General features: G+C 57.2%; 25 protein-coding genes. 14 read left to right on the top strand and 11 right to left on the bottom strand.

Features of this window, described 5'->3' with window-relative positions:
- The first annotated feature begins 16 nt into the window (after nucleotides 1–16).
- The 6 genes from C0U40_RS11395 to C0U40_RS11370 all read left to right on the top strand — a co-directional run bounded on the left by C0U40_RS11395 (nucleotide 17) and on the right by C0U40_RS11370 (nucleotide 6957).
- Entirely contained in the window at nucleotides 17–1525 is a 1509-nt protein-coding gene (locus C0U40_RS11395) for a sugar ABC transporter ATP-binding protein (protein ID WP_101655913.1), read from the top strand.
- 2 nt (nucleotides 1526–1527) lie between these two features.
- On the top strand, nucleotides 1528–2544 hold the full coding sequence (locus C0U40_RS11390) for an ABC transporter permease (protein WP_101655912.1): 1017 nt from the start codon (nucleotides 1528–1530) through the stop codon (nucleotides 2542–2544).
- Between the two features lie 23 nt (nucleotides 2545–2567).
- A complete protein-coding gene (locus C0U40_RS11385; protein ID WP_101655911.1) occupies nucleotides 2568–3608 on the top strand; it encodes a substrate-binding domain-containing protein in 1041 nt (346 codons plus the stop codon).
- A 276-nt stretch (nucleotides 3609–3884) separates the two neighbouring features.
- Entirely contained in the window at nucleotides 3885–4811 is a 927-nt protein-coding gene (locus C0U40_RS11380) for a transketolase (RefSeq protein WP_101656123.1), read from the top strand.
- A 14-nt stretch (nucleotides 4812–4825) separates the two neighbouring features.
- Nucleotides 4826–5830, top strand: a complete 1005-nt coding sequence (locus tag C0U40_RS11375) for a transketolase family protein (protein ID WP_101655910.1) — start codon at nucleotides 4826–4828, stop codon at nucleotides 5828–5830.
- A complete protein-coding gene (locus tag C0U40_RS11370; protein ID WP_101655909.1) occupies nucleotides 5830–6957 on the top strand; it encodes a RuBisCO large subunit C-terminal-like domain-containing protein in 1128 nt (375 codons plus the stop codon). The genes C0U40_RS11375 and C0U40_RS11370 overlap by 1 nt, the downstream gene beginning before the upstream one ends.
- A 42-nt stretch (nucleotides 6958–6999) precedes the next feature.
- On the opposite strand, the gene C0U40_RS11365 is transcribed toward C0U40_RS11370, so the two are convergent.
- From C0U40_RS11365 to ilvD, 6 genes are all read right to left on the bottom strand, one after another.
- Nucleotides 7000–7527 (bottom strand): MarR family winged helix-turn-helix transcriptional regulator, encoded by a 528-nt coding sequence (locus tag C0U40_RS11365; protein ID WP_101655908.1) that lies wholly within the window; start codon nucleotides 7525–7527, stop codon nucleotides 7000–7002.
- A 2-nt stretch (nucleotides 7528–7529) separates the two neighbouring features.
- The gene (locus C0U40_RS11360; protein ID WP_101655907.1) at nucleotides 7530–8831 is read right to left on the bottom strand and encodes a TRAP transporter large permease; all 1302 of its coding nucleotides are present in this window, start codon (nucleotides 8829–8831) and stop codon (nucleotides 7530–7532) included.
- The gene (locus C0U40_RS11355) at nucleotides 8831–9343 is read right to left on the bottom strand and encodes a TRAP transporter small permease (protein WP_101655906.1); all 513 of its coding nucleotides are present in this window, start codon (nucleotides 9341–9343) and stop codon (nucleotides 8831–8833) included. The genes C0U40_RS11360 and C0U40_RS11355 overlap by 1 nt, the downstream gene beginning before the upstream one ends.
- Nucleotides 9344–9405: 62 nt before the next feature.
- Complete coding sequence (locus C0U40_RS11350) at nucleotides 9406–10452, bottom strand: TRAP transporter substrate-binding protein (protein WP_101655905.1); 1047 nt, start codon at nucleotides 10450–10452, stop codon at nucleotides 9406–9408.
- Between the two features lie 67 nt (nucleotides 10453–10519).
- The gene (locus C0U40_RS11345) at nucleotides 10520–11407 is read right to left on the bottom strand and encodes an NAD(P)-dependent oxidoreductase (RefSeq protein WP_180957679.1); all 888 of its coding nucleotides are present in this window, start codon (nucleotides 11405–11407) and stop codon (nucleotides 10520–10522) included.
- Nucleotides 11407–13131, bottom strand: coding sequence for a dihydroxy-acid dehydratase (gene ilvD / locus C0U40_RS11340; protein WP_101655903.1), 1725 nt, complete (start codon nucleotides 13129–13131; stop codon nucleotides 11407–11409). The genes C0U40_RS11345 and ilvD overlap by 1 nt, the downstream gene beginning before the upstream one ends.
- Before the next feature lie 98 nt (nucleotides 13132–13229).
- Here ilvD and C0U40_RS11335 point away from each other — a divergent pair, with 98 nt between their 5' ends.
- Both C0U40_RS11335 and C0U40_RS11330 read left to right on the top strand, forming a co-directional pair.
- Entirely contained in the window at nucleotides 13230–14009 is a 780-nt protein-coding gene (locus C0U40_RS11335; protein ID WP_101655902.1) for a hydroxypyruvate isomerase family protein, read from the top strand.
- On the top strand, nucleotides 14006–14791 hold the full coding sequence (locus tag C0U40_RS11330; RefSeq protein WP_101655901.1) for a 2-keto-4-pentenoate hydratase: 786 nt from the start codon (nucleotides 14006–14008) through the stop codon (nucleotides 14789–14791). Before C0U40_RS11335 ends, C0U40_RS11330 begins: the two co-directional genes overlap by 4 nt.
- 21 nt (nucleotides 14792–14812) lie before the next feature.
- Here the strand turns inward: C0U40_RS11330 and arsJ are convergent, their stop codons facing one another.
- From arsJ to C0U40_RS11310, 4 genes are all read right to left on the bottom strand, one after another.
- A complete protein-coding gene (arsJ, locus tag C0U40_RS11325; RefSeq protein WP_101655900.1) occupies nucleotides 14813–16078 on the bottom strand; it encodes an organoarsenical effux MFS transporter ArsJ in 1266 nt (421 codons plus the stop codon).
- Nucleotides 16075–17073, bottom strand: a complete 999-nt coding sequence (locus tag C0U40_RS11320; RefSeq protein ID WP_101655899.1) for an ArsJ-associated glyceraldehyde-3-phosphate dehydrogenase — start codon at nucleotides 17071–17073, stop codon at nucleotides 16075–16077. Before C0U40_RS11320 ends, arsJ begins: the two co-directional genes overlap by 4 nt.
- 121 nt (nucleotides 17074–17194) lie before the next feature.
- Nucleotides 17195–17674 carry a DUF411 domain-containing protein gene (locus C0U40_RS11315; RefSeq protein ID WP_101655898.1) on the bottom strand — a complete coding sequence of 160 codons (480 nt, stop codon included), beginning with the start codon at nucleotides 17672–17674 and terminating at the stop codon, nucleotides 17195–17197.
- Nucleotides 17675–17737: 63 nt separating this feature from the next.
- Nucleotides 17738–19162 carry a multicopper oxidase family protein gene (locus C0U40_RS11310; protein ID WP_101655897.1) on the bottom strand — a complete coding sequence of 475 codons (1425 nt, stop codon included), beginning with the start codon at nucleotides 19160–19162 and terminating at the stop codon, nucleotides 17738–17740.
- A gap of 655 nt (nucleotides 19163–19817) precedes the next feature.
- On the opposite strand from C0U40_RS11310, the gene C0U40_RS11300 reads away from it, so the two are divergent.
- Genes C0U40_RS11300 through C0U40_RS11275 form a run of 6 tightly spaced genes read left to right on the top strand, consistent with a single transcriptional unit; the run spans nucleotide 19818 to nucleotide 25165 of the window.
- Nucleotides 19818–20207 carry a 5-carboxymethyl-2-hydroxymuconate Delta-isomerase gene (locus C0U40_RS11300; protein WP_101655895.1) on the top strand — a complete coding sequence of 130 codons (390 nt, stop codon included), beginning with the start codon at nucleotides 19818–19820 and terminating at the stop codon, nucleotides 20205–20207.
- Between the two features lie 10 nt (nucleotides 20208–20217).
- Complete coding sequence (hpaE, locus tag C0U40_RS11295) at nucleotides 20218–21729, top strand: 5-carboxymethyl-2-hydroxymuconate semialdehyde dehydrogenase (protein ID WP_101655894.1); 1512 nt, start codon at nucleotides 20218–20220, stop codon at nucleotides 21727–21729.
- Entirely contained in the window at nucleotides 21729–22712 is a 984-nt protein-coding gene (gene hpaD, locus C0U40_RS11290; protein WP_101655893.1) for a 3,4-dihydroxyphenylacetate 2,3-dioxygenase, read from the top strand. The genes hpaE and hpaD overlap by 1 nt, the downstream gene beginning before the upstream one ends.
- Before the next feature lie 11 nt (nucleotides 22713–22723).
- Nucleotides 22724–23578, top strand: a complete 855-nt coding sequence (locus tag C0U40_RS11285; protein WP_101655892.1) for a fumarylacetoacetate hydrolase family protein — start codon at nucleotides 22724–22726, stop codon at nucleotides 23576–23578.
- The gene (gene hpaH / locus C0U40_RS11280) at nucleotides 23575–24375 is read left to right on the top strand and encodes a 2-oxo-hept-4-ene-1,7-dioate hydratase (protein ID WP_101655891.1); all 801 of its coding nucleotides are present in this window, start codon (nucleotides 23575–23577) and stop codon (nucleotides 24373–24375) included. The genes C0U40_RS11285 and hpaH overlap by 4 nt, the downstream gene beginning before the upstream one ends.
- A 10-nt stretch (nucleotides 24376–24385) precedes the next feature.
- Nucleotides 24386–25165, top strand: coding sequence for an aldolase/citrate lyase family protein (locus C0U40_RS11275; protein WP_101655890.1), 780 nt, complete (start codon nucleotides 24386–24388; stop codon nucleotides 25163–25165).
- Here C0U40_RS11275 and C0U40_RS11270 read toward each other — a convergent pair.
- Nucleotides 25162–25953 carry a hypothetical protein gene (locus C0U40_RS11270; RefSeq protein ID WP_101655889.1) on the bottom strand — a complete coding sequence of 264 codons (792 nt, stop codon included), beginning with the start codon at nucleotides 25951–25953 and terminating at the stop codon, nucleotides 25162–25164. The two genes, C0U40_RS11275 and C0U40_RS11270, sit on opposite strands and share 4 nt — an antisense overlap.
- Nucleotides 25954–26026 lie beyond the last annotated feature (73 nt).

Below are 26026 nucleotides of genomic sequence, written 5' to 3'. Positions count from 1 at the left end.
AGATCTGGGAAAAAACATGAAAGCCTGTGAAATCAGAGGCCTGGAGAAGTCTTTCGGCCGCAATCATGTATTGCGCGGCATAGATCTTGATCTGGGCGCGGGCGAAGTGACCGTCCTGATGGGAGCCAATGGTGCGGGTAAATCGACACTGGTGAAAATCCTCTGCGGGTTTCAGGGCGCAAATGCGGGAACCATGAAGCTGGAGGGTCAGCCTTATAGTCCCACAGACGCTGCGGATGCCATTTCCTGCGGGGTGGTGACAGTGCACCAGTCCATTGATGACGGTGTAATTCCCGATCTCGATGTCGCAACGAACCTGATGCTGAACCGCCTGACAGAACCGGGTGCAGGTTTGATGGTGCGTGATCGTGCGCTTCGGATTGCGGCCCGTAAGGTGGCCGACAATATGGGGCTTGATCTTGATGTGCGGGCGCGGGTTTCTGATTTGTCTGTCGCCGACCGCCAGATGATCGCCATAGCCCGCGCAATGGCTTATGACCCTAAAATTCTTATTCTGGACGAACCGACATCGTCGCTTTCGGCTTCCGAAGCGGACCGGCTGTTTGCCCTGCTGGACCGGTTGCGCGAACAAGGTGTGGCCATCCTTTATATTTCCCACCGGATGTCTGATATCCGTCGTATTGCGGACCGGATTGTTTGCATGCGCGATGGCAAGATTTCCGGTGTCTTTGATCAGGCGCCGCTGGATTATGACGGTGCGGTTACGGCGATGCTCGGGCACAAGATGACCGAAGTGGATATTGAAGTCGTCTCCGGCGGGCCGGCTATTCTGGAAGTGGATCAGGTGCTGCTGGATGGCAGCGATACTCCGGTCAGCTTTACTGCCCGTGATGGCGAGGTTGTTGCCATTACCGGTTTGCTGGGTAGCGGAAAAAGCCAGCTTGCAGATATGATCTTCGGGCAGAAACCTGTGCGGGCGGGGCAATTGCGTCTGGACGGCCAGCCCTATGCACCGGCTTCGGCAGCCCAAGCGGTGGCTGCGGGGGTTTTCATGTCCTCCAAGGATCGAAGCACCAATGCAGTTATTCCCGACTTCGACATAGCGAACAATATGACACTGCCGTTTCTGGGCAGTTTCAGCCGCCTGTCCCTGCTGAGCAAAACCAGACAGCGCGGGGCGGCAACAGATATGATCAAACAGATAGGTGTGAAGTGCCAGTCCGATCAGGACGGGATCGGCACACTGTCCGGAGGCAACCAGCAGAAGGTCATGATCGGTCGCTGGCTGTTGGAAGACAGCCGCGTCTTGCTGCTGGATGAACCGTTTCAAGGCGTGGACATCGGTGCGCGGCGGGACATCGGCCGCCATATCCGCGCCACTGCCAAGGGCCGTGCTACGCTGGTCTTTGCTGCCGAACTGGACGAAGCGCTGGAAATCGCAGACCGGATCATCGTGCTGCACGAAGGTGCCATCGTCGGCACCCATGAAAATTCAAACATCGACCTTGATGCACTAATTGCGCAGGTCTCAGGGGCGAAAGACGCCCGAATACAGGCGAACTGACTATGAAGAACGAGAAAATCCTGAACTTTGCGATCCGCTTCGGCTTTTTGATCCTGTTGTTAGGGCTGGTGCTGTACTTCAGCCTCTCTGCAAGCGGTTTCGCTTCGCCCCGTTCTGCGGCTTTCATTCTGCAATCCGTTGCCATCACGGGTATTCTGGCACTTGGCGTGACCTGTACGCTGGTGGTGGACGGGTTTGACCTGTCAATCGGATCGGTTGCGACAACTTCGTTGATGCTCTCGGCCTATGCGATGGTGATCCTTGAAATGTCGGCCTTTTCCGCTGTGATGCTGTGCCTTTTGATGGGCGCTGTGGTGGGATTGATCAACGGCCTGCTGATCGTGAAGTTCAAAGTGCCGGACCTGCTGGCCACCTTGGGGATGATGTTCTTGCTGATCGGCCTGCAGCGGATTCCCACACAGGGAAATTCCATCGCAACCGGCATGAAACTGCCCGATGGCAGCGTGGCGGAAGGCGCATTTTCCCAAGCCTTCCTGTGGCTCGGTCGGCACCGTTTCGATCTGGTGGTGGAGCGTCTGGTTCCGGTTCCGGTTGTGATCTTCCTTGTGACAGCCCTTGCCATCTATGTGTTTCTTGAACTGACACGCCATGGCCGCCTGATGTACGCGATCGGCTCCAACGAGCGTGCAGCCGCACTGGTTGGAGCAAATGTAAACCGTTACAAGATCGCCGCTTATATGATCTCCGGTGTGACAGCCTCTATCGGTGGCATCTTGCTGGCGGCGCGGTTGGGGCGCGGCGACATTGCCAGCGGAAACAACCTGTTGCTGGACAGTGTGGCGGCGGCATTGATCGGTTTCGCTGTGCTTGGCGCGGCCCGCCCCAATGCTTTCGGTACAGCAGTTGGCGCGCTTTTCGTGGGCATTCTTCTGCAAGGGCTGACCATGATGAACGCCCCGTATTACACCCAAGATTTCGTCAAAGGCGCGGTTCTGGTGATTGCGCTCGTCTTTACCTTCTACCTGAGCGCCAAGCGTGGCGCGGGTGGAAAAACCTAATCAACTGATGGGAGGAAAAAATCATGTTGAGACGTCATTTTATAAAATTCGCCGGGCTTGCAGCCCTTGCGACAGGTCTGGGTAGCGCCGCATTTGCGGAAATGCCTGCACCGCTGGACAAACCTGCGGACGTGAAAATCGCACTGGTTCGGTATCTGTCCACCGGTGATTTCTTCCAGTCATACCTGTCGGGTGTGGAAGCACAGGCTGCGGCAATCGGCATGGATCTGCGGGTGTTTGACAGCCGTCAGGACGCGGCTTTGCAGGCGGACATGGTGGATCAGGCCATCGCCCTTGGTGTGGACGGGATCATCATCCAGCACGGTCTGACCGAATCCATGAAAGACGCCGCACAGCGCGCTGTTGATGCAGGCATCAAGGTCGTTGCCTTTGACGTGGATGTGGAAAACGAAGCCATCCCGCAGATCGAACAGTCGGATTATCTGCTGGGCAAACTGGCTCTGGATCAGGCGATTGCAGACAACGGCACCGATTTCACGGCCGGTTACGTCTATGTTCCGGGCATCGCGCCGCTGGACCGTCGTGATGTGGCGTGGGAAGAAGTGAAACAGGCCAACCCGGGCATCAAGGAAGCGGCGGTTTTCGGAACGCTCGACAACCCGATTGCCAATGCGGTTGCAAATCAGGCCCGTTCTATTCTGCAAGCCAATCCGACCATTAATGTAATGTTCGCACCTTTTGACGAATTCGCCAAAGGCGTGAAGATTGCAGTAGATGAAGCAGGCCTGTCGCAAGACATCAAAATCTATTCCGCCGATGTCTCTACCGCGGATATTTCTGCCATGCGTGAACCGGATTCCGCTTGGGTGGCGACAGTTGCTACCAATCCTGCCGTAGTGGGTGAGGTTTCTGTACGGACGCTTGCGCTGCTGCTGACCGGTGAAAACCCGGGCAACTCCGTTGTGGTTCCACCGACCCTGATCACGCAGGATTTTCTGAATGAACAGGACGTCAGCAACATGGAAGAACTGGGCGCCAAGATGCCGCAATTCCAGCATGCAGACGTTGCAATGGCTGACTGGATGCCATTGCCCAAACGCTAAATCTTGTTCGACCGGCCCGCTTTTCATGCAGGCCGGTCGATGCCCCGAACGCACTTTATCCCCGAGGGAAACTGTCATGCACAGCCTGTCGCACCCCGCATTCTGTATCCGAACCGGCCAACAGCCCGCTGTTCCGGAATGTCTTTCATTGCGCCCCTCACCCGATTTCTTTCGCGAAAGGATGTGACGGTCTAACCGCGCCTTTCGCCCCGAAACCGACCAACCGGTCCTCCTTTAACCTGTCGGCCCCCGCGCCGGCCAATGTGGAATATTGCCGTGAAGAACGAACGAACCACCGAAGACATCGCCCTGGGAATTCGCCGCCGCGTGTTTGAACATGCGATGCGCAACAATGGCGGGTATCTGTCGCAAGCCTGCTCCTCTGCCGAACAACTGGCGTGGCTCTATAACGAGGAGCTGAACCTTGGCGCGCCAACCCTGCCGATGATCCCGAAGCCTTTCGGCGGTGTGCCCCATGCGGACAATCCGGATTATCACACAGGGGCCGGTTACAACGGCCCGTTCGAACCCGATTTTGACCGTCTGTTTATCGCCCCTGCCCACTATGCGCTGGTGGCCTATGCGACGCTGATCGAAACGGGCCGTATGGCGGCTGAAGGTCTGGAGATGTTCAACAAGGACGGGTCCAGCGTTGAGATGATCGGCGCAGAGCACAGCCCGGGCATGGAGGTGCATAACGGCACGCTTGGCATCGGTCTGTCTACAGCCGCAGGTCTGGCTTGGGCGCGCAAACGCAAGGGCGAAAAGGGCCGTGTCTGGGTCTATATGTCCGACGGCGAAGTGCAGGAAGGCCAGACATGGGAGGCGATCCAATGCTGTGCGCACCACCGCATCGACAACGTCAAAGCGATTATGGATGTGAACCGCCAGCAATGTGACGGGGCGATGGATTCCGTTATGGAAGTGGGTGACATCAAGACCAAGATGGAAAACTTCGGCGCTGTAGTGGTCGAGGTAGACGCCCACAACGTTAATGATATGCGCGAGGCTGCCAAAACGAAACACGAAGGCAAGCCCTTGATCATTCTGGCCAATTCCAACCCGTTCCACGCCATGCCGATTCTGGAAGAGCGCTTCCCGCGCCTCCACTACGTGCGTTTCAAATCCGAAGACGAACGCGCCCGCATGAACATCTCAATCGCTGAATCTTTGGGTGTTGACCCCATCGACTACGCCCACTGACCGGAGCCGTTAAAATGGTAGAAATGGTAAGCCGCCCCTACGAGCGGGCTTTTGAAAAACACGCACTCGCCAATCCCGAGGTTCTGTGTATCTCTGCGGATCTGACATCGTCTTGTGAAATCGACAAATTCCGCGACAACCACCCTGACCAGTTCCTCTCGATGGGGATGGCTGAACAGAACATGATGAGCTTCTGCGGCGGGCTTGGTCTTGCGGGGTATCGCCCCTTTATCCACACCTTCGGGGTCTTCACTTATCGTCGTCCCTATGACCAGTTGATGGCGTCTATTGCCTATCCACGGCGCAAGGTTCGGATCATGGGCTTTTTGCCCGGTATCACCACGCCGGGGGGCATGACCCATCAGGCGATCGAGGATATTTCGGTCATGCGCTCGATGCCGAATATGACCATCCTTGAAACCGGCGATGCGACCGAGGTGGAGAGCATCTGTGAAGCGGCTGACAGCATTGACGGTCCGGTATATTGCCGCGTCCTGCGCGGTTCCATGCCGCGCCTGTTCGACACGCCGATCAAAGTCGGAGAGATGCGCGAACTCAGCCTTGGCAATGACGTCTTGATCGTCACTGCCGGCATCACCACCGAAGAAGCCATGCGTGCAACCAAAGCGCTGGAAGCGGCGGGCGTTTCCGTGCGCCATTTGCACCTGCACACCATCAAACCGTTTAATGCCGAGGCAATCCTTGACCATATCAACGCGGTCAAAGGCGGGGTGATCACGCTGGAAAACCACGTTACCGAAGGGGGTATCGGCTCGCTGGTGGCAGAGGTCATGGCGGACAATGGTGTTGGCAAGAAACTGCGCCGTCTGGGTTTGAAGGACACTTATGCCCATGGTGGCAGCCGCGCCTATCTGATGCGCTATTACGGGCTGGATGCGCTGGCGCTGACCCAAGGGGTTGAGGATCTGCTGGGAAAGAAACTCGGCATTAGCGAAGCCGATCTGGCGGAAGCCCGCGTTGACGCCGTCCACTCGCTGGCCAAGGCGGAGGGCCTCTGATGGAGCGTTTCACCGTAACCTACAGGATTGTTGCGGAAGATGATGCCGATGCAATGGCCCGCGCCGAAGCAATCGCGTTGGAAGACACGGTTGAGATCCCCCGCGATGTTGTCCCAGCGGGCTATGTAGAAGACACTGTGCTGGGTCAGGTCGAAGCGGTTACGGACTGTGGCAACGGAGTCTGGGTCGGGCGGATCGGGTATCATGTGGATGCGGTGGGGCATGAACTGCCCCAACTGCTGAACGTGATCCTCGGTAACGCTTCAATCCTGCGTGGTGTTAAAGCTATTGATCTGAGCGTGAATGCCGATTTATCAGCGCGGTTTCCCGGCGCACGCTTTGGCGCTGCGGGTTTGCGCGAACTGACGGGGCGGAAATCCGGGGGCTATGTCTGTCCCGTGATCAAACCACAGGGCAGTTCGTCCGAAACACTGGCGCGGCTGTGCTATCTGACGGCTGTGGCGGGCGCGGATATCGTGAAAGAGGACCACGGACTGTCCAATCAGGATGCTGCCCCGTTTAAAGAACGGGTGAAAGCCTGTGCCGCAGCGGTTCAGAGGGCAAACCGGGAAAGGGCGGATCAGGGGGACACTACCCGCGCGCTCTACTTTGCCAGCATTGGCGGTCACGGGGATCAGGTTCGCGATCTGGCCTATTATGCCAAAGAGGCAGGTGCCGGTGGTATCCTGCTGATCCCCGGCCTGTTCGGTTTTGACGCCATGAACCGTCTTGCGCAGGATAGGGATTTCGATCTGCCGATCATGGCCCACCCAAGCCACTTGGGGCCTTATGTGCTGTCGCCGGATCACGGGTACAGCCACGGGATGCTGTTCGGCCAGTTGATGCGGCTGGCGGGGGCAGATATTTCTGTCTTTCCGAACTACGGCGGGCGTTTCGGCTTCTCAAAAGAGGAATGCAGCGCGATCGTGGATGCCTGTCGTGCGGGCTCCGGTGTCGGCCCGGCTATCCTGCCCAGTCCGGGGGGAGGTATGTCACTTGACCGGCTGGGGGATATGATGGCCCATTATGGCGAGGATTGCGTCTATCTGCTTGGCGGCAGCCTGCTGCGCTACGGAGAAAACATTGGCGACGCAATCCGCGAAATGCGCAGTGCTTTATCGGCGTAAGAGTTTTATACGATCCGGCGAACAGGCCGGATCGTACTTTTCCTATTTTTCACAGGCCGATTGCTCCAACGTGCGGATCATATCTTTCATGGTATCCAGAAAACCTTCGTAACGCTCTGCTCCGACGGCGTCGTGCAGGGCTTGCACGTGGGCGGCGGCTTTTAGTTCCATCTGCTTTTGCATTGCGATGCCTTCTTCTGTCGCAACACTCAAATGAATGCGTCTGTCGCTGGCAGAGCGCAGCCGCTGGATCAACCCTGCATCCTCCATTGCCCGCAGCGCCTTGGTGACGCTGGATTTGTCCCGCGCCGAGGCCGCGCCGATCTGGGTCTGGCTGATGCGGGGGTTCCGCACAATCAGCGTCAGGATCGTGAAATATCCGGGCTGCATGGCATCTTTGCCAAGCCGCCTGCGAAAATCCTCATAGGCGACCTCATAGGCGCGGCGCAGATACATTCCCATGAAATCCTGCAACATGCCCTGATCAATCGAGTCACTGTCGGGCGCAACTTCTGATCCGTATTCCAGCGGGGCATCCTGTGGGGCCGTCGTCTTGTTCTGTTTAGGCATGTCTAACGCGCCAGTTCCGGCAGAACCATGACGATCCACGGAAAGCCGATTATGATGATGATGCGCAAAAGGTCCGCCAGTACGAAGGGCAGGATCCCTTTGTACATTTCCCCGACTGACAGATCTTCGATAACGGATTTGATCACGAACAGGTTCAAACCGACTGGCGGCGTAATCAGCGAGAGTTCTGTCACCATCACTGCAAAGATGCCGAACCAGACCGGATCAAATCCGAGTTGTGTGACAATGGGAAAGAAAATCGGGATCGTCAGCAGGATCATGGAAAGGCTCTCCATGAACATACCGAGAAACAGATAGACCACAAGGATCGAAAGAATCACCGCGGTCGGTCCCAACCCCAGCGAGGTAATCAGGTCGGACAGGGCAGACGGCAGGCCGATCAGGTTCATGTAGTTGGAGAACACCAAAGCGCCAATCAACACCAGAAACAGGCTGGCCGTGGTCTGGACCGTTTCCACAAGCGAATCCACCATATCGCGCCAAGACAAGGATCGCCGCCAAAGCGCAAAGGCCAGCGCGCCGGTAGCCCCGACCCCCCCTGCTTCCGTCGGGGTGAAAACGCCTTTGTACAGGCCACCAATGATTCCGATAAACAACAGCAGGATCGGGCCAACACTGCGCAGGTATCGCAGGCGTACTTCCCATCCTACTCGGGGTGCAGCAGGGGCGCGTTCCGGATCCATTTGGGCCGCAACGCGGATCGCAGCCAGGTACAGCAGGATTGCCAGAATGCCCGGAATGATCCCGGCGATAAAGAGCGAGCCAATATCCGTGCCTGTGGCAATGCCGTAAAGAACGAGAACCACAGAAGGCGGAATAAGAATGCCAAGTGTCCCGCCCGCCGCCACAGCCGAAGCAGCGAACCCGTCCTTGTAGCCGTAGCGCCGCATCTCTGGCACAGCCACTTTGGCCATGGTTGCAGCGGTGGCAAGGGATGATCCGCTCAGCGCGGAAAACCCGCCGCAGGCAAGGATTGTTGCCGCCGCCAGCCCGCCGCGCATATGGCCGACGAAGCCGTGACACAAACGGTAGAGATCTTCGGACATGCGGGCCCGTGTTACGAATACGCCCATCAGGATGAACATCGGCAGTACCGAAAGTTCATAAGACATGGTGGCGTTGATCGGCAGTTGCCCGATCATCCCCATGGCCGTGCGTTCGGACAGGTTTATCCAGATGCCCGAAAGCCCCACCAGCAGCATGGCCAGCGCAATGGGCATCCCGCCCATCATCAATACAAAGACCCCGCCAAAGGAGATGGCTGCTATTTCCCAAACTCCCATTACAGGCTCCCCGGACGATTGCTTGTTGCGGGACGGTTGCGCATGAAGGCCTCAACCGCGCAGAGTAAAAATGCCAGAGCGGCGATCACGAGCAAAACCGACATGCCTTGCGCGATCAGTCCTTTTGGAACACGCAGTTCCATTGTCACTTCGTTGTATCGCAGCAATCGTTCTCCCTGTAACCAGACCCGCCATGCGATGAAGCCCATCAGCGCCGCGCCGATGGCATCGGACACAAATCCGGTTGCCCGCAGCAGGGCAGGGGGAAACCGATCGACCAGAATTGTCACCGTTATGTTGCTGCGCCGCCGGATCATGAATGGCAGGGCAGTGAAAACGATCAGGCCCATGCCGATCTCGATCATCTCGAAGCCGCCTGCCAGCGGGCTACGCAATCCGTATCGCATGACGACACCGACAAACGTTACGGACATGACAAAAAAGGCGATCAGGCCGGAAAGCCATGCAAGGGCAAGGCAAAGCCTGTCGAAGACGGATATTGCTGGTGACATCGCTATCTCGGCTTGGGGAGGGGATCAGGCGGAACGTATACTATCGTCCCGCCTGTAAGGATTTACTTGGCCATTGCCGGCGCGGATGCGGCGAGATAATGCTCTGCCATGGCGCGGGCGTAAGACAGAATTTCCTCTCCGTCAAAACCCTTCTCTTTGGCTTGTGCCAGCCACTCTGTTTCCAGCGGCTTCAGGGTTTCCTTGGCCTTTGTAATATCATCGGCTGGCAGATCGATGAACTCGACACCCTGTTCGATCATTTTAGCTTCGGCGACAATGTCTGCATTGCTCCAGGCAAAACCTGCCAACATTGCAATAGCTATCCCCGAGTGCTTGTTGATCGCAGCTTGTTCCGTCTCACTCAATCCGTCCCAGACTTCTTCGTTGAATGCCACCCAGAAGGTATCTGTATACAGGCCGTCAGGAATGCGGGTGATAGATGTAATGACCGGCGTGATGCCGAAAAAGTCGATCGACTCCGGCGGGAAAGTGATCCCGTCGGCTACACCGCGCGACATGGCGGTCTGGGCTTCGGTCGGGGGCAGTTGGACAGGGGAAGCGCCCAGTTCGGACATCATTCTGCCCGTGACGTTTCCGCCGACACGAATAGTCTTACCTTTCAGGTCATCGAGCGTTTCGACACGGCCCTTTGCCATGTTAATGTTCGGGGTGGAGTGGGTAAACAGGCCTGCAACATGCACACCGGTGTGTTCGCCATAGTCAGCGCCGTATTTTTCATACGTCAGCCAAGCCGCAGCCGAACCGGTCCATGGATCAGCTGACATGAACGGCAGGTCCATAACCTGCGTCATCGGGAAACGGCCCGCGTTGTGACCGGAAACACCGTAACCCACATCGAAAGCCTGATCCAGCAGCAGATCGAACTGGGCAGGCGGCGGGCCAAGCGCGGATGTCATGATTTCAAACTTCAGGGATCCGCCGGTTTCGTCCTCGATCGCGGCAGCCCAAGGTTTGATGATATCGGCAACAATCAGATGGTGGGGCGGCAGCCAGTTACCGATACGCAATGTCTTTGTATCTTGCGCTATGGCAGGAAGGGAGCCAGCTGCTAGCACAAGCGCCAGCCCCATGGTTGCTAATCTTTTCATTACAGTCTCCGGTGTTGGGTTCTAGTATTATTTTTTTAGTTTCAGTTTTGCCTGTTTTGTTTTGTCGTTAAAGCTTGCTCGGCCCTGTCAGTTTATAAATCTCCAGCGCGTCGGCCTCTTTTCCGCCCCGTGCGCTGAGCAGACGGAACTGTTCCGCTGCCAGTGCCGAGAACAGAACCGGCGAACCACATGATTTCGCCAATTCGCAAACGGAATCAAGATCTTTCAACATTGTTTCCACATGGCCAAGGGGCGGTTCGTGCTGGGCGTTGACCATGCGCGGCATGAATATTTGCAAGGGTTTGCTATCCGCAAACCCACCGGCGAGCGCTTCGGGCAGGCGGTTCGCATCTACCCCTGCATTTGTGGCGAGCCGTGCGGCCTCTGCCAGAATGTTCATGGTGCAACCGACAATCACCTGATTGCACAGTTTGGTTGTCTGCCCTGCACCTGCCGGTCCCATCAGGGTAAACCGCGCGGCCATTTTCAGCACTACATCTTCAACGCGGTCAAAGACCTCCTGTTCGCCACCGGCCATGATCGCCAGCGTGCCTGCTTCGGCACCCGGAACACCGCCTGACACAGGTGCGTCAATCCAGTCCATTCCGGCCTCGTCCTTCAGCCGTTTGCCCATAGTGCGGGTGGCTTCGGGTTGGATGGAAGAGAAATCTACCAGAACCGAGCCGGATTTCGCGCCGCTTGCCACGCCATTTTCCCCGAACACCGCGGCCTCAACCGCTTTGGTGTCTGTGAGACACATGAAAACAATGTCTGACTGGGCTGCCACATCCGCTGCGTTCTTGCCAAGCTTTGCGCCCCTATCAACCAAGGGCTGTGCCTTGGCTGCGGTGCGGTTCCAGACCGTCACCTCGTAGCCCGCATCAATCAGGCGGGTTGCCATAGGCGCACCCATCAATCCGGTTCCGATATATCCGACTGTTGGCGTATGCTGCATTATTCCATTCCTTTCCTGCGGGATTCCGGCCATTGCGCGTTTCCTGCATGGGTCACGGCCCCCTTGTGAGCCTGTCCCACCGTCGCTGCATATTTTGACAGCAGACCTGCCTTATGACGGGTTTCAGGTGCGCGCCAGTTTTGGCGGCGTTCTTCCAGTTCGGCGTCCGAAACATCCAATGTGATGGTTGCGGCTGCACCGTCGATGGTGATTGTGTCCCCGTTCTGAACTAGCCCCATCGGCCCGCCTGTTGCGGCTTCGGGGGCGGCGTGGCCGATGCACATGCCCCGCGTTGCGCCCGAGAACCGTCCGTCCGTCAGCAGCGCCACTTTCTCGCCCATGCCCTGACCATAAATCAGCGCAGTCAGCCCGAGCATTTCGCGCATGCCAGGACCGCCAACAGGGCCCTCATTGCGTACGATCAGGACTTCGCCTTCTTTATAGTCGCGGGTATGAACCGCCTCCACGGCATCGTCTTCGCTTTCAAACACGCGGGCGGTTCCTGTGAAGGTGAGGGATTTTAATCCGGCCACCTTTAACAAGGCACCGTCTGGACAAAGGTTGCCTTTCAGCACCACGACACCACCGGACTCCATAATCGCATCCTTAACCGGACGAATGACCTCCCCGTCCGGTGCAGGGGCGTCTTGAACCTCTTCGGCAAGGGTGCGGCCCGTCACGGTCAGCGTGTCGCCGTGCATAAAGCCGTTGGCGATCAGTTCCTTGATCACCACATGTGCGCCGCCGATTTCGTAAACATCCTTGGCGTGATATTTGCCACCCGGCCGCAGGTTGCCGATAAAGGGCGTGCGTTGCAGCACCTCGGCCACATCATCTGCGGTAAAGGGAATGCCTGCTTCGTTTGCAATAGCGGGGATGTGTAGGGCAGTATTGGTGGACCCACCGGTCGCTGCCACAATGGCGCAAGCGTTTTCAAGCGCCTTACGGGTGACAATATCGCGGGGCAGGGGACCGCCCCGTTCGATCATATCCATCACCAATGCGCCTGCGCGGTGCCCGACGCCCTTGCGTTCGGAATAGACACCGGGGATCATGGAGGAATTGGGCACAGTCAGGCCCAAAGCCTCGGACACCATTGCCATTGTGTTGGCGGTAAATTGCCCCGCACAGGACCCGATCGTGGGTTTGCAGGCCTCTTCCAACTGGGTCAATTCGTCTTCTGTCATGGTGCCGGCCTGCACCGCGCCAACGGCTTCATAAGTGTCAAGAACGCTGACATCGCGGCCCTGAAAACGGCCCGGCAACGCCGATCCGCCATAAACAAACACCGAAGGCACATTACAGCGCACCATGCCCATGATCACGCCGGGCAATGTCTTGTCGCAACCGCCATAGCCGACCACCCCGTCATAGGCATGGCCGTGGATCACAGCCTCGATGCTGTCGGCAATCAATTCGCGGCTGACAAGGCTGAATTTCATACCTTCGTGGTTCATGCCTACGCCATCGGACACGGAAATCGTGGTAAATTCCCGTGGTGTACCGCCAGCCATCGTCACACCTTCCTTGGCGTATTCGACTTGCGTGTAATGGGTCATGTTGCAAGGGGTCGTTTCCCCTTTCTGACTGACAACCCCGACCATGGGTTTGGCAATGGCCGCATCATCCAGCCCCATCGCGTGCATGAAAGCCCGATGCGGGCTGCGGTCCAGACCGTCGGTCGTAATACGCGATCGAAGGGGCTTTTTGGGTGTGGACGCCATGGGAAGGAACCTCAAAGAAAGTTGCAAAGTAGAAGGTTTATTCTTGAACAAGACACCCGAATCCCGTTTTGTGTCAATATTGAATTCGAGGATTTGCCATGAAACTGATCGCCAACATCTCCATGATGTTCACCGAACTGCCATTGCCAGACCGGCTGGCCGCCGCTGCGCAGGCAGGGTTTGAAGGGGTGGAAATCCAGTTCCCCGCCGCAGAAGAAGTCTCTGAAATTGCCGCTGCAAGTGCAGCATGCGGAATGCCGGTTACATTGATAAACGTGCCGCGCGGAACAGGAGACGCGGTGGGGCTTGCCTGTCTGCCAGACCAGCAAGAGGCATTCCGCGACGCGGTGCAATTCTGTGCAAAACAGGCTGAGGCTCTGAAAGTGCGCAAGGTAAACGTCTTGTCCGGAAGACCACCGGAAGGCGCGTCTCGGGCCGCGTGTATGGAGGTTCTTAAAAGCAACCTGCTTTACACTGCTGATGCTATGTCAGAGATCGGCGTAAGGGTGATGATAGAGCCGGTCAACCGCACTGATGTGCCGGGCTTTTTCCTTACCGGCCTTGCCGAACCGCTCGCTCTGTTGGCAGAGTTGTCCCATCCCAATCTCGCATTGCAGTTTGATTTCTATCACATGGCGATCACCGAACCGGACCTGACCGAAGCGGTCAGACAGGCGGGTGCGCGGATCGGTCATGTTCAATTTGCGGACACGCCGGGGCGCCATGAGCCGGGCACCGGCAGCGTAGACTTTGCTGCGGCGCTAAAAACGCTTGGCGAAACAGGCTATGACGGCGAAGTCTCGGCAGAGTATAACCCTGCAAACGGAACGACAGCAGGGCTGGACTGGATGCCCGAATTTAAAAGGATGCTGACATGACACTGAGCGAAAAAGTAGCGCAGAATATTTTAGAAGATGTACAGTCCGGCGCACCGTTCAAACCCTATAGCGAAACGCCGCTTCGCACGGTAGAGGCCGCTTACGAGATCCAAGACCTGCTGACCCGCCGTTTGGAAACTTCCGATGTGCGTGGGCCGGTTGCAGGATGGAAGATCGCCGCAAATTCTGTTGCGCTGATGGAGCGATTCAAGCTGAAAGAACCGGCCACCGGACGGGTGTTCAGCAAGCAGCGTCAGGAATCCGGGGTGGACCTGAAAGCATCAAATTATACCCAGTTCGCCTTTGAGCCGGAAATCGTCGCGGTCATGAAAGATACGCTTTTACCCGGTGATACGCCCTTCACAGCCAAGCAGGTTGCCGCAGCGATTGACCGGTTTGTACCGGGATTGGAACTACTGGACATGCGGCATACGGATATGCCGAATACCCATATTCCCGATGCAATTGCGCAAAATATCTCGAACGTGGGTGCTGTGACCGGCGGGCCGGGCGTTCCGCCCGAAGCACTTGATACTGCCGCGATCCGCACCGTTTTGCGCATCAACGGAGAAGTGCAACACGATGTGACCGGTGCCGCGCCGCAAGATCCCCTGACAGCCGTAACATGGCTTGCAAACCATCTGGCATCGCGGGGTTTTGCGCTTGAGGCCGGACAGGTCGTAATGTGCGGCACTCACAGCCCGATCTGGTATCACGAAGGCACCGGAGAGATCGAAGTGTCCATGTCCGGCCTTGGCAGTGTAACGGCAAAGCTCGTCTAGAGGTCAGACAGTCAGGCGGTCCTAAGAGACCGCCTGTTCCGTTTGTTCGTCACGCAATTGTCTGGTTGCCAGCCAGCTTAGGACCAGCATCACCGCAGCGGTGCCAAGACACATTGCAATGCCGCCAAGCTGGTAAGTCAAACCGGAGAGCACCGTGCCCACCAGCCGTCCGCCCGCATTGGCCATATAGTAGAAGCCCACATCCATGGTCACCCGTTGTGTATCGGTAAAGCCGAGGATGAGGAACGAGTGCAGGGCCGAGTTCACCGCAAAAATCGACCCAAAAGCGAGCAGTCCGAGCACGACGGTCGTTGTCAGAAGCGGTGTTGGTTCTTTCGCCAGCCAAAGCACAAGCGCGAGTATTGCAGGCACCACACATAACATTCCGACCCATTTCTGCGCCAGAACCAGCAGTTCGGATCTGCTGCGGGTAGAGGCATTAAGGATACGCGGCGCGCTGCCTTGCACGGCACCGTAAAGAATAGTCCAAAGCGCCATAAAGCTGCCGATGGTAAAAAAGGCGGCGCGATTTCCCGCTTCGGTTCCGTCGGACAGAACTGCGTAAAAATAGATCGGAATGCCGACCACGAACCAGACATCTCTGGCCCCGAACAGGCACAGACGGGCCGCGCTCAGCCAGTTAATGTTGCGGTTCTTGGAAAAAACCTCGCGGAATTTTGCATCGCGGCGCCCCGCTGGCAGACCTTTGGGCATGGCCAGCAGGACTGCGATCAGAATGACAAAAAGGATCAGCGCCATTGCCAATACCGAAGCCGTAAATCCGGCCAGCCCCAGCAAGGCTGCCCCAAGCAGGAACCCCGCGCCCTTAATTGCGTTCTTCGATCCTGTCAGCAGCGCGACCCAGCGGAAGAGGCTGTTGTCGCCTTCGGGTGCCAGCACTTTGACCGCACTCTTTGCGCTCATCTTCGAGAGGTCTTTGGCCACCCCGGACAGACCCTGCACCAGCATTACAAAAACCACCGAAGCCGTAATTGACCAGGCCGGAGACAGTTGTGTTAGAGCAAGCAGGGCGACCACTTGCAAAGCCAAGCCAGCGTATAGGGTGGAGGTCAGCCCGAAGCGGGCCGCGATCCAGCCCGCAGACAGGTTGGTAACAACCCCTGCAATCTCGTAGAGCACAAACAGATAGGCCAGTTGCACAGGTGAAAAGCCGAGCGTATGGAAGTGCAGCAGCACCAGCATCCGCAACGCGCCATCGGTTAGCATGAACGCCCAATACGCCGCCGTTACAGTAACGTAGGCGGAAAATCCCGCCGCCCGGGTCATAACGAAGCGCCTACCATCTGCGCCACATCCACCAGGCGATGGGCATAGCCGTATTCATTGTCATACCAGGCATAGACCTTCACTTGGGTGCCGTTTACTACCATAGTTGAAGGTGCATCGATCACCGAACTGCGCGGGTCATTGGTATAGTCACAAGAGACCAACGGGCGTGTTTCATACCCCAGAATATCCTTGAGCGGACCCTCGGCGGCCACCTGAAACAGGGTGTTCACTTCTTCCACTGTGGTTTCACGCGCCATCTCGAACACGCAATCGGTAATGGAGGCATTCAGCAGCGGCACCCTGACGGCATGACCGTTCAACTTCCCTTTCAATTCGGGATAAATCAGTGTGATCGCAGTGGCGGAACCGGTGGTCGTCGGAATAAGATTGGTCAGGGCAGAACGTGCCCGCCGCAAGTCTTTGGCGGGGCGATCCACTATGGTCTGGGTGTTTGTCACATCGTGGATTGTTGTGATTGAACCGTGTTTGATCCCGATCCCTTCCAGCAGAACCTTGACGACGGGTGCAAGACAGTTGGTCGTGCAACTTGCAGCGGTTATGATGCTGTGCGCTTCCGGATCATAGGTGTCATTGTTCACGCCGTAGACGATGTTGGCAGTCGGACCGTCTTTGACCGGAGCAGAGACGACAACTTTTTTGACGCCGGCTTCGAAATACGGTGCGAGCTTGGCCTCGGTTTTGAATGCGCCGGTACAGTCGATCATTACATCGACGCCATCCAGCGGAAGATCTTCAAGAGAGCGTGTTTTTGTCACGGGGATGCGGGTGCCGTCAATCGTGATTGACGCGTCGTCCGCGGAAAATGCAGCGGGCCAACGGCCGTGAACAGAGTCAAATTCCAGCAGATGCGCATGCATTGCCGGATCACCTGTGGCATCATTTACGAAAGCGATATCAGCGCCCCGTTCCAGCAAGGGGCGCAACGCCAGTTTACCCATCCGGCCGAGGCCGTTGATTGCATAAGTTGTCATCGTTTTATTCCATTTCTCTGCAAGCCGCGCGCGCGGGATATTGCATGGGTATGTAAAACTATTATGACAGACAAGGCGTTGTCGCGTACCGCCGCCAATGCCGCGCCGGTACGCTTTGTGTTTATTCCACCGCGTAAACCTGCGGGGCGCTGCCCGCCTTCATGCTGTAAACTGTGAAGGGTTCCTGCTTGCTTCCGCCCATCCCCGGAGATCCTTGTGGCATACCGGGCAGGGAAATAGCCGCGATGTCCGGCTTTTCTGCCAACATCTTTTCGATCACGCTTACCGGAACATGTCCGCTGACGGCATAGTCTCCGATCAGGGCGGTATGGCAGCCTTGCAAACCTTCCGCGATACCAGCCTTGCGGTTGATCTCGCTCAGATCGTGGGTGGGAATGATCTCTACATCAAACCCGTGCTCTCGCAAGTATTCCCCGTGAACTTCGCAACATCCACAGGATGGGTCCTTGTAGAGTTTGACTTCCTGAGCAGAGACAGCAGCAGGGCCGCTGCCAAGGGATACAGCCGCAAAAACTGCGAGCGTTGCAGCCGCTGTTCCCAGTGCGGCCAGTTTTCGGGTCTTATTAAACTTAATGGTCATTTGAGTGTTTCCTTCGGTTTTGCCGGAACGCGCCGGCGATTGGTAGGTCTGGATTGAGACGGACTAAGCCTGCGTGGTTACACGGATGACACCCATCATCCCCGCGGCCTGATGTTCCAGAATGTGACAGTGGAACATCCACTCCCCCGGATTGTCTGCAACAAAGGCGATGTCTACTTTTTCTTCGGGCGCCATCATTACGGTATCCTGCCATTCCTGAAAGCGCGTCGGTTGCCCGTTTCGGGCGATCACACGGAAACTGTGACCGTGGAAATGGATCGGATGGGGCCACGAGGTACGGTTTTCCATATTCAGGATATGAGTCGTTCCCTGCGTCAGAGTCAGGAACGGCTCTTTTACCGGCCCCGTGGCTGCGACTCCGTTGATGAACCACATATTGCCCTGACGCATCTGGTTCATCATAGACATCATGCCGCCGCCCATCATTCCTTGACCCATCATCCCGCCGTTGAAAATGATCTCATGTCGCGTCGCCGCTTTCAGGTCCGGCTCGGACAAAGGATTGGGCGGTAGCTCCATCGGCCAGTCCGGCACGGCAGCCCGCAATGGCGTAGCCTCATGAACCAGATCAACCAGCGTGTATTCCATCCGGTTATAATAAATGTCCTTTACCGGCATCACTTCTCCGGGTTTGCCTGTCAGATCGATTATCAGATCCACCCGCATTGCAGGTCCGATAACGACAACTCCACTGTCGGGGGCATGAGGCGTTACCGGTTGCCCGTCCAGTGCGATGACAACGGGTGACAGCGCGCCAAAGTCCAGACCGAAGATCCGCGCATTCGCGGCGTTGATCAGCCTCAGACGGATGCGTTCACCGGATTTGACGGCCATCCGGTCCGGCATCTTGCCGTTGATCGTCACCGTATTCCCCATCCGCCCGCCGTGCACGGCGTCATGCATGGAGCCAAAACCCCCAGCGATGTCGCCTTCTTCGGTCAGGCGCCAGTCATCGAGCATCCATGTGATGTCACGGTCTACTTTTACAGGATCGTGTTCCTCTACGATCAAAGGTCCGTAGAGACCGCGCCCCACCTGTTGTGAACTGTTATGGTGCGGGTGATACCAGAAGGTACCTGCATCAAGCACATCAAATTCATAGAGGAATGTTTCTCCTGCCCGTATCGCGTTTTGGGTCAACTCCGGCACGCCATCCATCGCGTTAGGCGTGCGAATGCCATGCCAGTGAATCGTAGTGTCTTCGGGCAGATTGTTGTGGGCTTCGATGCGCAACCTCTCGCCCTGACGGATACGGATTTCTGCTCCCGGTACCGAGCCGTTATATTGCCAGACCGGTGTCAGTCCGAATGGCGCAGGGCGAAGCGCGGCCTGACCGGTACCTGCGGACAGTTTGATAGGGGGGTTAACGGGTGCGGGCGTGTTCGCTGCGCCGATTTTTGTAGAAGCAGCCAGTGCTGCACCGGAGGCAAGAAACTGCCGCCGGTTTAGGAATGGGGTTTGAAACATTTGTTCGTCCTTGAACTGTCGGGGGTGCGCGGCTTCAGGGTTAAAGCCGCACAAGGGGGCCACCCGATGGGATGGCAGCGTCAGATTCAAAGAAGTTGTTTCGGGGGGAAAGGTTCCGGCGGGGCGGCCATGCCGGATAGCAAAGGCTTGTCCATTGCATGTGCCAGCGTCTGTTGGAATAAGATGTTAACGGACATCACATCAACAAGAGTGCAGGCTCCACTGTTGCCAGCCATACAATTTACCGGACAGGCATCGTTGCAACCCGCTATCGTATTCGCGTCCGCCGGATCACAGCCAATACAGTCTGCACCGCTATCACTGCTATTCATTGGTGCCGGATGGGCCATCTGCGCCATTTCTGCGTCGGGCACAGATGCGCGCAGCTCCGTCGGGGCTGAAAAGGCCGTCAAGGCAAGCACAAGGCTGAGTATGAGGCAGATCACCTGTTTCATGGGAGTGATATGGTGGCTTCCAGTGGGGGAGGGTCAAGGTGTTCAGGGATTATTTTAGCTCTGGCGCAGGGAAATTTTGTCGCAGAGCGGCGCGAGCGGCTGTCAGCACTGCTGTCTAGTGGCTGGAGTTGACGGTCGAAGGGTTGACAGCTAAGCGCGAATTAATTAACAACGCAATCATTAACGCATTAAGGACAAACATGCCCCATTTTCACATAGAGTACTCTGGTAATCTGGAAGGCGTCGTTGATTTGGGCGCCCTTTGCGAAGCGATCCGTGCCGCTGCAGCACAAATCGAGACTTTCCCGATGGCGGGTATTCGTGTGCGGGCCACCCGCGTAGACCATTACGCGATTGCGGACGGGAATGCCAAACACGGGTTTGTCGATCTTTCCGTGCGCCTTCGGGAAGGTCGCGCACCGGACGTAAAACAGGACGCAATTGCGCGAATTTTTGAGACGATGAAAGATTTTCTTGCCCCTGCGATGGCAACCCGTTCCATCGCCCTTTCTGCCGAGATGCGCGATATAGATGCTGCGCTCTCTCCGAAATGCGGGACCATCCGCGACCATCTGACCGCAGCCGACTGAAGGAACTGACATGAGTGTGCTTGAAGACAATATCCGGAAACTTGACGGCTATCTGAAACGTTTTCGCGAAGGCGGCATTGCCAACCGGATTGCCGGACAGGACACCGCTGGAAGTGGTGGCGTGTTCCAGTCCACCTCTCCCGTGGACAAAAGCGTGATCTGTGACGTGGCCCATGGCACCAGTGAGGATATAGATAAAGCGGCAAACGCAGCCCATGATGCCTTTGCGGGCTGGCGCGACCTGCCTGCACTGGAACGCAAGAAGATCCTGATCCGCATCGCCGAAGGGATTGAGGCACGGGCCGAGGAAATCGCGCTGTGCGAATGTTGGGACACGGGACAAGCCTATAAATTCATGTCCAAGGCCGCCCTGCGCGGGGCCGAAAACTTCCGTTATTTTGCCGATCAGGTGGTACAGGCGCGGGACGGGCAACACCTGAAATCCCCGACGCTGATGAACATCACCACCCGCGTTCCGATCGGTCCGGTGGGGGTGATTACCCCGTGGAACACGCCGTTCATGCTGTCCACATGGAAGATTGCACCGGCGCTGGCCGCAGGCTGTACGGTGGTGCATAAACCTGCCGAAGCCTCGCCGCTGACTGCCCGTTTGCTGGTGGAAATCGCAGAAGAAGCGGGACTGCCTGCGGGTGTTCTGAACACGGTTAACGGTTTTGGCGAGGATGCAGGCAAGGCCCTGTGCGAACATTCCAAGATCAAGGCGATTGCATTTGTGGGCGAAAGCCGCACCGGAAGCCTGATCACCAAACAGGGGGCGGATACGCTCAAACGCAACCATCTGGAACTGGGCGGCAAAAACCCTGTGATTGTCTTTGACGATGCGGATCTGGAACGCGCGCTCGACGCGGCGATTTTCATGATCTACTCGATCAACGGCGAACGCTGCACGTCCTCCTCTCGTCTCCTTGTTCAGGACACAATCCGTGAAGACTTTGAGGCCAAACTGGTCGAGCGGGTGGACCGGATCAAAGTGGGCCACCCGCTTGATCCCGCAACAGAAATCGGGCCTCTGGTGACAGAGGAACATTTCAACAAGGTCACCAGCTACTTCGAGATTGCCAAACAGGATGGCGCGACCGTGGCTGCGGGCGGAGAGGTTGTGGGCGATGAAGGCTATTTCGTGCGTCCGACCCTGTTCACCAATGCAGATAACGGGATGCGGATCGCGCAGGAGGAAATCTTCGGCCCCGTCCTGACCTCCATTCCGTTCACCACCGAAGAAGAAGCCCTACAAATCGCCAATGACATTCCATACGGTCTGACCGGCTATGTCTGGACCAACGACCTGACCCGCGCCCTGCGGTTTACTGACAGACTGGAGGCGGGCATGATCTGGGTAAATTCTGAAAACGTGCGCCACCTGCCAACCCCGTTTGGTGGTGTAAAGGCCAGCGGCATCGGGCGCGATGGCGGCGATTGGTCGTTTGAATTCTACATGGAACAAAAGCACATCGGTTTCGCCACCGGACAGCATAAAATCACCAAACTGGGAGCAAACTGATGCCTGTACCTGCACCAAATCTCTACCCCGATTTCAACACCATCCGTCTTTCCCATGCCTGTCTGAACGTGAAGGATCTGGCGGCGTCCAAGACCTTCTACACCGAAATCCTCGGCCTTCAGGTGACGGATGAGACCGACACCCACGTTTATCTGCGTGCGATGGAAGAACGGGGGCATCACTGCATCATCCTGCAAAAATCCGACCAGCCCGGCACGGTCGAAGTGATGGGATTCAAAACCTTTGACGAGGACGATCTCGACAAGGCAGAAACCTATTTCAAGGCGAAAGGCCGCCCGACCGAATGGGTGGAGCGCCCCTATCAGGGTCGCACCCTGCTGACCTCTGACAACATCGGCATCCCGCTGGAGTTCTATCACAAGATGGACCGTCTGGAGCCGATCCATCAGAAATATGCGCTTTATCGCGGGGTGAAGCCGCTGCGCATCGACCATTTCAACTGCTTCTCGCCGGATGTGGACGCATCGGTTGCGTTTTATAACGATTTCGGCTTTCGCGTGACTGAATACACCGAAGACGACGAGAGCAAAAAACTCTGGGCGGCATGGATGCACCGCAAGGGGGGCGTGCATGATATGGCATTTACCAATGGCACAGGCCCGCGCATGCACCATGTTGCCTTCTGGGTACCCACACCGCTCAACATTATTGACCTGCTCGACCTGATGGCGACCACTGGGTATGTCGACAACATCGAACGGGGGCCGGGGCGGCACGGAATTTCCAATGCGTTCTTCCTGTATATTCTTGACCCCGACGGGCACCGGATCGAGATATACTGTTCGGACTACCAGACCGTTGATCCAGACCATGAAGCGATCAAATGGGATCTCAAAGATCCGCAGCGCCAGACGCTTTGGGGCGCTGCCGCACCGCGCAGCTGGTTCGAGCATGGCACGAATTTTGTCGGCGCCGACACGCGCGACTCCGAGATCCAAGCCAGCCCGATCATCGCGCCATAAGGAATAACATCATGCGTTTTGCAACCTACTCTGCCGATGGCGGGACATATTACGGTGCGGTCACGGACGACGGCATGATCCCGCTAAACGGGTCTTTCCCTGACTGGCCGACCCTGCTTGATGCGGTGAAAGCGAACGGGCTGGATCAGCTAGCCGCTGCTGCCGAAGGAACAACGGCGACCCATACCGATTACCAGTTCGAAATGGTGCTGCCCAATGCGCCGCGTATCCTCTGTGTCGGGGTGAACTTCCCCGACCGGAACGCGGAATATAAAGACGGGTCCGAGCAGCCGAAATACATGTCGCTGTTTCCCCGCTTTGCCAGCGGTTTCACAGGCCACAACCGCCCGCTGATCCGCCCGCCCGAAAGCCCGCAACTTGATTACGAAGGCGAAGTCGCCATTGTCATCGGCAAGGGCGGTCGCCGGATCGCGCAGGCCGATGCCTACGACCATATCGCAGCCCTCACCATCTGTAACGAAGGCACCATCCGTGACTGGGTGCGCCATGCGAAGTTCAATGTGACCCAAGGCAAGAACTGGGACAATTCCGGCGCTATCGGACCGTGGATCGTGCCGTTTGCCGATGCCGCACAACTGGATGACGCCCGCATCGTCACCCGCGTCAACGGAGAGGTCAGACAGGACGATGTGCTGTCCCGCATGATGCACCCGATCCGGCGCGAGATCGAATATATCTCGACCTTCATGACCTTGCAGCCCGGCGATATTATCGTCACCGGAACGCCGACTGGATCAGGCGCACGGCTCGACCCGCCGCAATTCCTGAAACCCGGCGATGTGGTAGAGGTGGAGGTGAACACCATCGGAACCCTGCGCAACACGATTGAGGACGAAGTGGTATGACCCCCGAAGATCACGCACAGGCCGCGGCCGACCTTTTGCAGGCCGAAGCGACAGGTAAACAGATTGGCCTGCTGACCAAAGCCTTTCCCGAAATGGGAATGGACGACGCCTATGCCATCCAGAGCGCGATTTATCGGGCCAAGCTGGAACAGGGGCGTTCGGTTGTCGGGTGGAAAATCGGACTGACATCGAAAGCGATGCAATCCGCGTTGAACATCGACATTCCCGACAGCGGAATTCTGTTTGACGATATGGTTTTTGCGGACGGCGCAACAGTGCCTAAGGGCCGGTTTATCCAGCCCCGTATCGAAACGGAAATCGCCTTTGTTTTGAACACCGCAATCGGTGGTGCAGATGTGACCCGAGCCGACGTGCTGGCGGCAACTGATTATGTTGCCCCTGCGCTTGAAATCCTTGATACGCGCATCCTGCGGGCGGACCCTGAAACAGGACAGACCCGAAAGGTATTTGATACCATCAGCGACAACGCCGCCAACGCGGGTGTTGTGCTCGGGGCGCAGCGCCACAAGGTGGACGCCTTTGATTTGCGCTGGGTCGGGGCGATCACTTCACGCAATGCAGAGGTAGAGGAAACAGGGCTTGGCGCAGGGGTTCTTAACGACCCGGTAGAAAGCGTTGTCTGGCTGGCCCGCCGCATGGCGCAATACGGGCAAAGTCTTGAGCCGGGCCAGATCATCCTGTCAGGCAGTTTTATCCGGCCTGTTGAATGCCCGTCAGGGTCTAAGATAACAGCCGATTTCGCCGGATTCGGCTCTGTCAGCATCTCATTCGAATAGGAAATGATCCATGCCAGCCCCAACGAATAGGTTTAAACAAGCCCTGAAAGACGGCAAACCGCAAGTCGGTTGCTGGCTCGGTCTGGCCGACCCTTATATTGCCGAGATCAGCGCAGGGGCGGGGTTTGACTGGCTTTTGATAGACGGGGAACATGCGCCAAACGACCTGCGCTCTATTGTGGCGCAGTTGCAGGTGATTGCCGGGCGGCCCGCCCATCCGGTCGTCCGCCCGCCCATTGGTGAGGTCTGGATGATCAAGCAGCTTCTGGACGCGGGCGCACAAAGCTTGCTGGTCCCGATGGTGGAAACGGCGGAGCAGGCGCGCGAACTTGTGGCCGCTGTGACCTATCCGCCCCACGGGCTGCGCGGGGTGGGTTCCGCACTGGCCCGTGCCTCGGATTTTTCGGGGATTGCGGATTATCTGACCACTGCGCGGGATGAAATTTGCCTGCTCGCACAGGTAGAGAACCAGAAAGGCATGGAGGCGCTGGATGATATTCTGGCGGTTGAGGGACTGGACGGCGTGTTCATCGGCCCGTCCGATTTGGCAGCGGATATGGGGTATATCGGGCAGGCCGGTGCGCCAGCTGTGAAAGCGGCTGTGCTGGATGCGATGGAACGGATCGTGGCGAGCGGTAAGGCCGCCGGCATCCTGACACTGGATAAAGAGTTGCAGCAGCAATGCCGTGATCTGGGCGCTACCTTTATCGCGACCGAAATAGACGTGACCCTGTTTGCGCGGAACATGCGGGCAAGTGCGCAAGCCGGAGCTAATCTGCGGGACGGTTAGGCTAACAGATGGATCGCGTCAATCAGGGGCATCCCGCGCTTTATTCCAAGGGCCTCTGCCGTGCGGTTGGTGGCGCTTACAATTCCGGTTTTCAGCGCGGAAGCACTGTTGCCAATCTCGCAAGTCTTGCGATCAAGTGTCACTGCTGCAATGCCCCTTATGTCGAGTGCTGGCAGGCGGGACAGCCCGATGTCGTTCTTACCGATTCCTGCGTCCGAAAAGCTGACGAACCGTGCGGCAGCTTTGCAGGCCCGCGCCGGATTACCCCCGATCAACCCGCCGTGTGATCCTGTGACGATGATGCGGCTTGCATCCTCTGGCGTGATCAGAGAGGCGGAATCAACGCTCAAAACCTCCAAATCTCCGACCTTGATTAGGTTTCTTGATTCGGGAACAGCGGCCATAACTCCCGTAGGCTCCGGCGCTTGGGCGAGTAATGTAGCAGCGTCATTCACCGACTGTCCGGTGTGTACCCCCAGACTCATTGCAAGTGGATTGGCATAAGAAACTATACCATTTTCGAAACTGTCCCGCGCCGCTCCGATTTCCGCGCTCATACAGTCTACGGCACAGGCTGCCATACCCTGATCCGCCAGCGCCCGCACCCCTGCAATACCTGCGTCATGCAGGCCGATACCCGCATCATTCAGCACAACAGCCCGCAACCCAGCACGGGATGCGCAAGCGGCGGCAAACAGTCCGCCGTGCGAACCGCTGATCCCGATATGCCCCCGCGCATCAGCATCCGCATCGGTGATCGAGTCATAGAATCGAAGCTCTGAAGTCATGCCGTTAACGATATTTTGTTTGACAGCTGCCCGCAATATGTTCCTACTATCAAAATAAACGTTCCGATAAAAG

It is taken from the genome of Neptunicoccus cionae (genome assembly GCF_002860325.1).
GTDB classification, from domain to species: Bacteria; Pseudomonadota; Alphaproteobacteria; order Rhodobacterales; family Rhodobacteraceae; genus Amylibacter; species Amylibacter lutimaris.
This window is presented reverse-complemented; position numbering and strand designations above follow the sequence as displayed.